Here is an 11,590-nt window from a genome sequence, read left to right as displayed (position 1 = left end):
ACTTTGTGTCGAGTGTGAGCTATGAGTGTGAGTGTGTGTAAAACTTCTTTTTATTGGGGTTTACTCACACTCACACACCCACTCACGCTAATTTTAAAATTGTCTCAATCTATCCATATAGTCTCACAGTTAAATTAAATTCTAAGAAGATATAGCTAGAGATATTTTAATTTTTCTCTTTTTAGTAGGAAATTTATTGATGATAAAGAATTAAATAGATAACAAACTAGATAGGAGAGGATTTGAAGTGAAGAAGAGAAGGGGGTTATTATTTATCTTCCTTTGTCTTATTATATTGTTATTTACAGCTAACGCATCGGCAACTGCCTTGGATTGGCAGTATTATGAGACAGATGATTTTATTGTCTTTTATCCTAAAGGCTATGAATGGCAAGGGACAGAGGTACTTTATTATTTAGAGAAGTATCAATCAGAGGTAAGGGAGGTTACAGGTAATTCTGCTCAGTTTAAGACTACTATAGTGCTTCAAGATATGGGAAATGAGAGTAATGGAATGGCTGATCCTATTACTACTAAGATTGATATTTATACAAATAATCCTGCTACATATTCATCACTAAGTGGTCTAGAGAGTGCTCATAGTTGGTTGAGAAGTGTTAGTGTCCATGAATTTACTCATATTTCACAGATGACAAACGTTTCAGAAACTGCAAAGAAATTGGTTCATCTTTTTGGTAATGCTTATTCTCCCAACTCAGTTCCGTTTATCCCTTTGTGGATGGTTGAAGGGATAACAGTCTATCAAGAATCACAGATTGATTCTCATGAAGGAAGGTTGAACACTGGGTATTATGATGCCCTGATAGCTACTAAGGCTAAAGAGGACAAATTACCATCTATTTCAGAGGCGACTTATCCTCATAACCATTATCCAAGGGGGCAGTGGTATCTTTATGGTGGAGAGTTTTTTGAATATCTATCTAAAGAGTATGGTGAAGATAAGTTAGGGCAATATTTCAAATTAAATGGTTCTGATACTTCAGCACCTTTTGGTATCTTCTTTCCTAGCTTAACTTTAGACAATTCGGCTAAGATGATTTATGGTAAGAGTTTTCCTCAGCTATTTGAAGAATGGAAAGAAGAAGCAAAGCAGGATTATCAGGGTTGGCAGATAGATGGTCAACAGGTCTTGGAGAATAAGAGTGGAAGAATCTATAACTTACTTACTGCTCATGGTAAGATATATTATTTAAAAGAACTGCGTTTAACTCCAGCGCCTTTTAGTTCAAAGAGAAATTTAGCTTTGACAGAGTATGACCCTAATAGTGGTCAGGAGAAGATTCTTAAATTAATGAACTCTTCTAGTGCTACTTCTATGCAAATAGTTGGAGATCAAATCTATTACTCTCTACTTGAACTTAATAGAGGATTTGCAAATTTAAAGCAAGCTGGCAGAGGATCTTTAGGAGTCTTATATAGTTATGATCTAAATACAGCTAAGAGTACTGAGATTTTTAGAGGTGATTTCAAAGATTTTGTAGTTTTGGCTACAGGGGAGATTATTTATAGTAAGGATAATAAAGAAGAGTTTGGTTCAGAACTTTGGAGTTATAGTTCTAAAGGTAAAGAGAAATTAGCTACAACTACAGAGTTAATTAGTGAAATTACAGGTTATCAAGATAGATTTATAGTAGTGGCTAAGGATAGGGTAGGTTCTTGGAATATCAGTTATTTAGATTTAAAGAAAAATGAAGTCTCTTTAGAGCCAATTATCAAGACACCTTATACAGAAAAGTATATAAAAATAGTAAGAGATAAGATTTATTTTACAGCCAATTATGGTGATAATTATTCAGTTTATAGCTATGATTTATTATCTAAGGATTTGGCTGAAGTTACTAAGGATGGTTATAGTGTTGATGGGATACCTTATCAAGATAAATACTATTTTGTTAGCTTAACAGCAGATGGAGAAGGAATTTATAGAAAGAAGTTGGATTTTAAATCTATTGCTATGCCAGAAGTAGAAGCAGGAAGTTCTTTAAATATAGCATTTGATGGCAAAGTCAAAGAAGGAAGTGCTAGACTTAGGAGCTTAAGCTACTTATTTAAGCCATATTTAAGATTTCCATTATTAATGGGTGAGGATGCTTTGGGTCAAAATTATTATCTCATCAATTATTTCGATAATTTTTCTTTTACTTTTGGAACTAAACTATTCAATTCTTTGAATTTAGCAGTAAGTAACTTCGAAGATGATGAAGATGATAACAGGGTTACAGAATTGTACGTGGACTATCCACTTTATGCATCTAAGCTAAGTGGCTTAACATCATTAAATTTAGGCTATAGTACAGATTTTGATGAAGATTCGAATCCAAAATTAGCTGTCTCTTTCTCTTATCCTAGACAGGATATCTCATTAGCTTCAGAGGTCAATCTAAAGGTTGATGGTAGTACTAATACAACACTTAATTATCGCTATATTTTTAAGGATAGTAGCCTAGCCTTTAAGGCTAAAAGATATGATGATTTTGATAGTGAAGAGAGTATCCGGTCCTTTGATTCAGCAGAGGTTGATGATGGGTATCAACTTAGCGCAGATTATATTCATAAGTTGACAGAAGTTAGAAGTGGTTCATGGAGTCCTAATATCTTTATTGGAGATATCTATGGTAGTGTCTTTATAGATTATGCCCATGAATTAGAAGATGATAAAGATGACCTTTCTGGAGGTTACGAATTTTTAGTTGAGATGGGTCTCTTTAATTATCTTTCTGTAGTACCTAGATTAGGAGTGACAACTGATGGGCAAGAGGTCAAAAGTTATTTGGGAATTAAGATGGATCTTTAGAATAGTTGGATTAAGAGATAAATAATTGTATTGATAAAAGAGCTACTTGGGAAATTTCCTAAATAGCTCTTTTATTTATAATTTAATTTTTTAGTTTTTATTTGTATTTCATTAGTGTTAATTCCTGGTTAACAATTCTTTTAATAATTAGATTTTAATAAAAACTCTTTAATTCAATATATATAGTAGAACAAACTACTAGTTCTCTAAACATTAAAATCATATTTATTGTTCATCTTTGAAAAACTTTTTGACTGTCTCATAGGCTAATTTAGGTCTACGGTATTCATCAACAATACCTTTATTATTCTTACAACGGGGTCTAGTGTGGAACCAGCTTTCACCAGCAGTTCCTGGCTCTCCTGGGATACCCCCTTCACTAACTCGACAATCAGCAAATTGCCAGATCAAAGTACCGACCATTTCATCTTGCTCCATATAACAGGACAGAAGTTCCTCTAGCAGATCTTGTTGGCGTTCTTCAGTCCACTTAACTCTAGTAGGCTCACGGTAGCCATAAATTGCTCCAGCCCCAAATTCACTCATAATTATTGGTTTATTAGCACCGCCGTTTTCCTCTATCCATTTCTTTTCACGTTGATAATACTCCTCAACACTTTCTGTATACCATCCATACCAGCCAGTATAAACATTGATAGATACTATATCGACCAAATCAAGACAGATATCATTAAAGTGCTCACGAGTAGCAAAGGTTAAAGGTCTGCTCTGATCTAGCTTTTTAATCTGTTCAAACTGCTTACTATAAATTTCTCTACCCTCTTTTGTAGCACTTGCACACTCATTTAAAATACCCCAGATTATAATTGAAGGATGGTTGATGTGATTTTCTACCATCTCTTGAATACAGTCCTCACACTGCTGATCAAAATTAGGATGGAGCATTTGCTCTAAAGTAAAGCCACGGGCATGGTTTTCTTCCCAAACAAAGATACCTCGCTCATCACACAGGTCAAGAAATAACTCATCATTAGGATAATGAGAGGTGCGGACAGTATTTGATCCCATATCCTCCATTAAATCTAGATCCCTTTTCATCAAAGAGAAAGGAATCGCTGAGCCAACCATTGGATGGTCTTCATGGCGATTAAAACCACGTAGTTTAATCTCTTTATCATTTAATAATAGCTTAGTTCCATCAACCTTAATTACTCGAAATCCTACTCGTTCAATTAGATCATCAACTAATTTTCTGTCATTCCCTGTTGTACTTGTATTATGTAAATACAGTTTAGTCTTTAGTAAATAGAGATTAGGTTGCTTGTCTGACCAACTCTCTACTTTTGGAAAAGAAAAATCCTGCTCTAGCTTAAGCTGACTGGCTGCAGAAATTTTTACTTGGTCAAAGTCTAACTTATATTCATCATCAAGTAGACCTTCTACTTCTAATTCTAATGATCTTTCAGTTAGATTCTCTAAAACTACGGCTATATGAGCCTTCCAGATATTATCTTCTTGATAAGGCGTAAAATCTATTCTCTTGATATAGACCTCATTAATCTCTTCTACAGCAACTGCTCTGGTTAAACCTCCATAGGTATAGTAATCATTAGGAGTATGTAGGGCTGACTCTTTAGAAAAGGAATTATCCACTAGAATCTTTATCTCATGCTCTCCTACTTCTACATCCTTTACAATACAATCAAAAGGTGTATAAGCATTATAATGATGGGCAACCTGTTCACCATCAAAAAAAATATCTGCCGTATGGCTAACACCTTTAAAAAGTAAGCGAAGATTAGTCTTTTTAGAAATAGTAATCTTTTTTCTATATACTCCTAGGCCCCTATAAGTCAAGAAATCAGGATGCATCTCCCAACAACCTGGTACATTTAATTGATATTTATAGTTACTTGGCCACTCTCCCTTTTTATCAACAGGGGAGAAATCCCATAAACCTGAAAGTTCTCTCTGCTTTCTTAGCTGATGACGCTCAAATAATCTTAGCAAATCAATCCCTCCTAGATAAATATTAATAAATATGGTCTATTAAATTTTTCTTTACCATGATATTATCATAAATATAAGCAGAAAATCTACACAATTTTTTAGTGATAAGGACTTTGTTATACATATTTTTAGAAATATCTATGTTAATAAGTTGATTTTTTATTTTGTGCAGTATAATATAAAAATATGAATAATATTAATTACCATGTCTATTATTCAATTATTTTCTACAGATATTTAGGAGGTGCTTTTTTATTAAAGAATTATATGATCCTATGGATAGTTCGTTCTTAATGTTCAACCAAAAATTTGAATACTATGAAATGGGACATCGGCACTATCATAATCATTATGAGATATATTATCTACTTAGTGGAGAACGTTATTATTTTATTAAAGATAGAAGCTATCATGTTAAAAGTGGTGATATTGTATTAATTAATAAGAATGACTTACATCATACTTCCAATGCCAATGACCTTTGCCATGAAAAGATTATGATTTATTTTAAAGAAGAGTATATTCGAAATTTATTTAACCCTACAATGCTGATTAACTTATTTTCTATTTTTGAACATAAAAATCATATTATTAGATTAAATATTACCGATCAAGAACTAGTACAGCGGTTATTATTAAAGCTATTAGATGAATACAATAGCTTTAAATCATCTGGTGAAGAATTCGAAGAATATAAACAGGAAAAATTATTTCATTTAAAGATTATGCTAACAGAATTTCTTTACATTCTAAAAAAAATAAGAAAAAATCAAAAAGAGGACTTTAAACATACAAGCCCTCTTCATAAAACAATATCTGATATAGCTCAATATATTACTCAGAATTATGAAGGCAATATTAAACTGACTTCTATTGCTAATGATTTTTCTTTGAATCCTTGTTATTTAAGTTCTATGTTTAAAGAGATAACAGGCTTTTCCTTAATAGAATATCTAAACCTGACCAGAATAAAAGAAGCCAAAAATCTTCTTAATCACTCTGATTTAAATATTACTGAAATTAGTGAAAGAGTAGGTTTTAATACATTATCTCACTTTGGGAGGACATTTAAAAAATACAATAATATATCGCCTTCACAATATAGAAAGATTCACTTTAGTAAAAATTAGAACAAATAAAGTTGTATTATTATATTTTCACAGTAATAATTAACAGTTTCTTACACTTAATTACTATTCATTTCTATATAAGAGTTTAAGCTATCCCAACTCAGATTGGGGTAGTTTTTTATTATTATTAATGAATTTATCTCAAAAAAGATTTGACCTGGAGTTAACTCCAGATGATAAAGTGTTATTAGAGACTTAGCAAAATAATATTTTATTATTAAATATAGAGGATTAATAGGAGGCAGAAAAAAAGTGAAGAAAGTCTTATTTCTAACTTTAGCTTTAGTAATGGTATTTACTCTCGCTGCTTGTGGGGATAATAGTGGAAATAATATCAAAGGTGGTGATACTATGAGTAATATTTCAGAAGATAGTCAAGAATCTACCATAAAAGATATTAGAATAAAACTTGCTTTTAACAATGATGAAGTTATTGTGAAGATGTATGATAATCCAACGAGTCGGGATTTTTTAACCTTACTCCCATTAACCTTAGAATTTGAAGATTATGCAGGAGTTGAAAAGATTAGTTATCTACCAAGAAAACTATCCACAGAAGATGCACCTTCAGGCAGTAATCCAGAGATTGGAGATTTGACTTTATATGCCCCTTGGGGAAATCTAGCTATTTTTTATAAGGATTTTGGCTATGCTAATGGACTTATTAAATTAGGTAAGATTGAATCTGGACTAGAAAAACTTGCAGATATGAAGGGGGATTTTACAGTTAAGATTGCTAAGAAAGACTAAGCTTAATCTTAGTAGCTAAGAAAGAAGATGGCTTAAAAGCAGAGGTTAAATATAAAAATAAGGTAGTTATGAGGAAATTAGTACAATTGGTTTTCAAGAATGGTTATAAATAAAAATAATAATTGGAAGGAATGAAAAAAATGAAAAGATTAATAGTTATAGCTCTATCATTTTTTATACTTGCTTCAATGTTTACTTTTGCAGGTGAAGCAATAGCTTCTGAAGGGAATAAAGCTTCACAAATTATTACTCGAGCTGAATCAGGTTCTTGGGCTAAAGGTCCTAAGGAGAATTTTTCTGGTAAGGTAATTGTTAAACCTGTATTCTTGCCAAATAATTCAGCACATTTTTTGGGTGCTTCTGTTAACTTTAAAGCAGGTGCTCGAAGTGCATGGCATATCCATCCAACAGGACAGTATATATTAGTTACAGATGGTATTGGTTGGACACAGCATTGGGGCGGTCAAATTGAAGAGATTCGACCGGGTGATGTAGTCTGGTGTCCACCTGGTGTTAAGCATTGGCATGGAGCATCACCAAACTCTGAAATGACCCATCTTGTTCTTATGCAAGTAGCTAAAGGAGAAAGTGTTAAATGGTTGGAAAAGGTGAGTGATGAGCAATATAGTATCAGTAATTTAGCTACTTCTCAATCAGAGACCACAAATAACCAAGCCTTAAATTCCAAACAGCAAAGTATTGTTACTATTGCAGCTTTTACAGCTAATGGTAATTTAGAAAGGCTGAAAATTTCCTTAAATGAAGGCTTAGATGCTGGACTGACTATCAATGAAATTAAGGAAGTATTAGTTCAGATCTATGCCTATGCAGGATTTCCAAGGAGCCTAAATGGTTTAGGTACTTTTAGAACTGTCTTGGAAGAGCGCGAAGAGAGAGGTATCAAGGATGAAGTTGGAGCAACAGCAAGTCCATTACCTGAAGATAAAAGTAGTCTTAAGCTGGGAAGAGAAGTTCAAACTAACCTAGTAGGTCGCTCTTTTGAATATGGATTTGCTCCTGTTATGGATAAATTCTTAAAAGCCCATCTTTTTGGGGATATATTCGGACGGGATATTTTAAGTTATAAGACTAGAGAGTTAGTAACTGTTGCAGCTCTAGCCAATATGGAGGGGGTCAATCCTCAACTGCTAGCTCATCTTAACATAGCTTTTAATGTAGGAGTAACTAAAGCAGAGATGAAGAGTCTAATATCTGTAATTGAAGCTAAAGTTGGTAAAAAAGAAGCTGATAATACAAGAGAAGTTTTCAATAGGGTTTTAAGTCTTAGAGGCGAATAATTTATTTTCTTTAAAAAGATCAATTTTTAGCATTAAGAGCTGAGAAAATTAAAGTAATCTAAATTAATGATATAGTCATCCAACTTTAGAACATAATTGAAATTATAGTAAGGTGTAATAAAATATTAAAGATACAATGGATGGATTGCTCTGATGTGGTTGAAGTGAGCTTAGATTGACGATTTTGCTGTTATTTTTGAGGCGGTTTATAAGTAAGATTTAAAATAATTATTGCTCATAAAAGAATATTAAAATTCTAGGAGGATTGATTATTAATTATGGAGTATAAAACAGTAGGTAAGACAGGAATTAAGGTTTCAAGCTTATGTTTTGGGACAATGTCTTTTGGTGGGGATGCGGATGAGAAGACTTCTAAAGCAATGTTTAAGCGGTGTCGTGAGGCTGGAATTAACTTCTTTGATACTGCAAATGTTTATAGTAGAGGACGTTCTGAAGAGATACTTGGGGAGTGTATTGCAGACTGTAGAGATGAAGTAGTCCTTAGTACAAAGGTCTATTATCCAATGAGCCAGGATATTAATGCTATGGGGCTTTCTCGTCGTAATATTATCCATGAGGTTGAAAATAGTCTAAAGCGTTTAAAAACGGATTATCTTGATTTTTACTTTGTACATATGTTTGATGAGAATACTCCTATAGAAGAGACCCTGCGTGCTCTTGATGATCTGCAAGCTCAGGGTAAAATTCTTTATCCAGCAGTCAGTAATTGGGCAGCTTGGCAGATTGCTAAAGCTTTAGGAATTTCAGCAAAAGAACAGCTTGCTCGCTTTGAATTGATTCAACCGATGTATAATCTAGTTAAACGCCAAGCTGAAGTGGAAATATTACCACTAGCTCTTTCCGAGAAGATGGGTGTTATCTCCTATAGTCCTTTAGGAGCTGGACTTTTAACAGGAAAATATGGTGTAAATAAACGACCAGAACAAGGACGATTAGTTGAGCAGCAAAGATATACTGACCGCTACGGAGATGAGATTAATTTTGCTGTAGCTGATCGATTTAGTGAATATGCTGTTAAAGAGGGTATGAACCCTGCCACTCTTGCAATTGCTTGGGTTATGTCTAATCCTGCTATCACAGCACCTATTATTGGAGCTAGAAATTTAGAGCAACTTGAGTCTTCTCTAGGGGCTGTTGATGTAGATATGACTTCCAAGTGGCGTGAGGAGATATCTGCACTCTCTATTACTCCAGCTCCTGCAACAGATCGGGGAGAGACACTACTACCAGAGTGGGATTAAATTAGAACAAAGATTTATTTCTTAATGCTCTTAATGCAGATATTTCCTTTATTTGGGTCAACCTGATGGTGGAAGAGAAGGATATAAACCATTTGAATAGGTATCTGGAGTTTTTAATTAAAAAATAGTAGATGATAAAACTGTGAATTTATTTTGAAATAAATTCACAGTTTTATTTCTTTCCTACTAGTCTATTTGAGATTCTTCGTAATCATTATCTTCATTTAAAAAGATTTATGAAGATAATTTCTTTGCCCAAGTGAGGGAAAAGAGTATTGAAAATCTTTTGTTTTAGCTCCTTTCTCTTAAGAATAAGAGAGAGGTTGGAAGGGAGTTTGAGTTTTTAACTAATAAACTCTGTTTTATAATCAAAAGTTATATAATATCTAAAGTTTTGATTTATAGAAGACTGGGCGTAGCCCAATTTGTTCTTATTAAGGAAATTATGCTTTTTAGAGGTTGTGGATAACTATTTTATTTTGTTTGTAATTTGAGAGTGGAAAAAATTATTGTTTGAACGAAGCAAAAATTGAATAAAAATTTAGAGTTAAATTAAGCCTTGATTAGAGAAATAAATTATTGATAATAATTTGTATTCTGATTGCGTAGTGAGTTTTATTTTTTTCTAGACCTTTTGGTGACTTTTAGGGCAATGCTAAAAGTCACTCGGTAAAAAGCTGATAAGCTTTACCGAAATAGTTTTTTATATTGATAAAGTGATTTATTGCTTAGACTCTTAATTGAAAATAAATTTTAGATTAATAGAAGAGTGGTCATTAGCCCAATTTGTTCTATCTTGAGGATATTTTTATGGGTCAAACTTCTTGTTAAGATGATTTTTTATAGGGTAAATTAGGAAATTCAAAAAAAAGCTTGACTTGGAGTTAACTCCAGATGATAAAGTATTATTAAAGGTGGATCAGACTACTATTTTATTATTAAATATGAAGAGATAAGAATATTTAGCAGATTAAGATTAAATAATAAGGTGATAAGAGTTGTTGGAAAAGGGGATTAAGAAGAATGAATAAAGCAAAATTATGGACTAAGGATTTTTTAATGAATTCATTAGCAATGTTTATTGTTATGTTAGTGTATTACCAATTGATGTCCATTATGGCGGTATATGTAATGGATAGTTTGCAAACATCAGCTAGTTCAGCCGGATTGATAGCAGGGATTTTCATTGTGGCTGCTCTAATTGCTCGGATTATTTCTGGAAAATTTATAGAACAAATAGGGCGAAAGAAGTTGCTCTATATTGGATTGACTGTTTATACACTTGCAACATTACTTTATTTTGTTGCAATGAATATACAGGTTCTCTTTATTATCAGGGTTCTTCATGGTTTAGGATTTGGAATGGCTACAACAGCTGCCATGACTATTGTAGCAAATATTATTCCACGATCACGGCGAGGAGAAGGAATGGGTTATTTTATGTTAAGTACAACTTTAGCTTCGGCTATTGGTCCTTCTTTAGGGATTTATCTTTATGACCACTCTAGTTTTTCTATGATTTTAAGCTTATCTCTCCTATTATTAGGTGTAGGCTACTTTGCAGCTTTTCTTCTAAAAGTGGAAGAAGTAGAGTTGACTAAAGAACAATTAGCAGATATGAAGAGCTTTAAATTTAATAAGATATTTGAAGTCAATGTACTGCCAATGGCAATGGTTGGTCTAATTGTATTCTTTGGTTACTCAAGTATTATTGGTTTTCTCTCCTCGTATGTGAATGAGATTAATTTGATCAGTGCAGGTAGTGTTTTCTTTATTGTTTATTCTATGGCCATGTTAGTTTCTAGACCATTAACTGGTCGTTGGTTTGACACTAAAGGTGAAAATTTTGTAATGTATCCAAGCTTTATAAGCTTTGCCCTTGGTCTGTTTATTATTAGTCAGGCTCAACAAGGTTTTACGATATTATTGGCTGCAGTCTTTTTAGGAATTGGTTTTGGAACATTTACATCTTGTGGTCAGGCAATTGCTATTAAATTAGTCCCAGAACATCGTATGGGAATAGCTACATCTACATTTGTGGCCATTTCAGAGATGGGGATAGGAATGGGCCCCTTCTTTTTAGGATTTTTAATTCCTACAGTTGGATTCCGTGGTCTATATGTGACTATGGGTATTATTGTTCTGTTAGCTATGTGTTTGTATTATTTCGTGCATGGAAGAAAAGTTAGCTATAATGAGGAAGTTGTCGGAAGTTAGATTAATTAATGGTATTTGTTTAATTTTAGAGATTGTTTTTATAATAATTTCATGTGCGTTAACTTAGTCCATAATTTGTTAAAGTAAAATTTACATTTATAAAAATAGAAAAATGAGAGAACCTTTAGGTGACAACCCTAAAAGGAG

The 11,590-nt window shown here is 32.8% G+C and carries 7 protein-coding genes; 6 read left to right on the top strand and 1 reads right to left on the bottom strand.

Translation table 11 applies throughout. From position 1 onward, the window contains the following. Positions 1 to 247 precede the first annotated feature (247 nt). The gene (locus ACTCDL_RS10130; protein ID WP_463176319.1) at positions 248 to 2,815 is read left to right on the top strand and encodes a hypothetical protein; all 2,568 of its coding nucleotides are present in this window, start codon (positions 248 to 250) and stop codon (positions 2,813 to 2,815) included. 225 nt (positions 2,816 to 3,040) lie between these two features. Here ACTCDL_RS10130 and ACTCDL_RS10125 read toward each other — a convergent pair whose 3' ends face one another. Continuing rightward, positions 3,041 to 4,786 carry a glycoside hydrolase family 2 protein gene (locus ACTCDL_RS10125; protein WP_463176317.1) on the bottom strand — a complete coding sequence of 582 codons (1,746 nt, stop codon included), beginning with the start codon at positions 4,784 to 4,786 and terminating at the stop codon, positions 3,041 to 3,043. A gap of 275 nt (positions 4,787 to 5,061) precedes the next feature. Here ACTCDL_RS10125 and ACTCDL_RS10120 point away from each other — a divergent pair, with 275 nt between their 5' ends. From ACTCDL_RS10120 to ACTCDL_RS10100, 5 genes are all read left to right on the top strand, one after another. Next, entirely contained in the window at positions 5,062 to 5,916 is an 855-nt protein-coding gene (locus ACTCDL_RS10120) for an AraC family transcriptional regulator (RefSeq protein ID WP_463176315.1), read from the top strand. A gap of 252 nt (positions 5,917 to 6,168) precedes the next feature. Further along, positions 6,169 to 6,666, top strand: a complete 498-nt coding sequence (locus tag ACTCDL_RS10115; protein WP_463176313.1) for a cyclophilin-like fold protein — start codon at positions 6,169 to 6,171, stop codon at positions 6,664 to 6,666. 140 nt (positions 6,667 to 6,806) lie between these two features. Further along, a complete protein-coding gene (locus tag ACTCDL_RS10110; RefSeq protein WP_463176311.1) occupies positions 6,807 to 7,964 on the top strand; it encodes a (R)-mandelonitrile lyase in 1,158 nt (385 codons plus the stop codon). Positions 7,965 to 8,242: 278 nt separating this feature from the next. Further along, positions 8,243 to 9,226: an aldo/keto reductase gene (locus ACTCDL_RS10105; RefSeq protein WP_463176309.1), complete on the top strand. Its 984-nt coding sequence runs from the start codon at positions 8,243 to 8,245 to the stop codon at positions 9,224 to 9,226. Between the two features lie 1,023 nt (positions 9,227 to 10,249). After that, the gene (locus ACTCDL_RS10100) at positions 10,250 to 11,443 is read left to right on the top strand and encodes an MFS transporter (RefSeq protein WP_463176307.1); all 1,194 of its coding nucleotides are present in this window, start codon (positions 10,250 to 10,252) and stop codon (positions 11,441 to 11,443) included. Positions 11,444 to 11,590: the final 147 nt, after the last annotated feature.

Source organism: Orenia sp. (genome assembly GCF_055140805.1).
Note: the sequence above shows the minus strand (reverse complement) of the source record. Positions and strands in the feature narration are given on the sequence as shown.

Coding starts and splice junctions, on each gene's coding strand:
- ACTCDL_RS10120 (WP_463176315.1), top strand. CDS start 5,062: ATGGATAGTTCGTTCTTAATGTTCAACCAAAAATTTGAATACTATGAA.
- ACTCDL_RS10110 (WP_463176311.1), top strand. CDS start 6,807: ATGAAAAGATTAATAGTTATAGCTCTATCATTTTTTATACTTGCTTCA.
- ACTCDL_RS10105 (WP_463176309.1), top strand. CDS start 8,243: ATGGAGTATAAAACAGTAGGTAAGACAGGAATTAAGGTTTCAAGCTTA.
- ACTCDL_RS10100 (WP_463176307.1), top strand. CDS start 10,250: ATGAATAAAGCAAAATTATGGACTAAGGATTTTTTAATGAATTCATTA.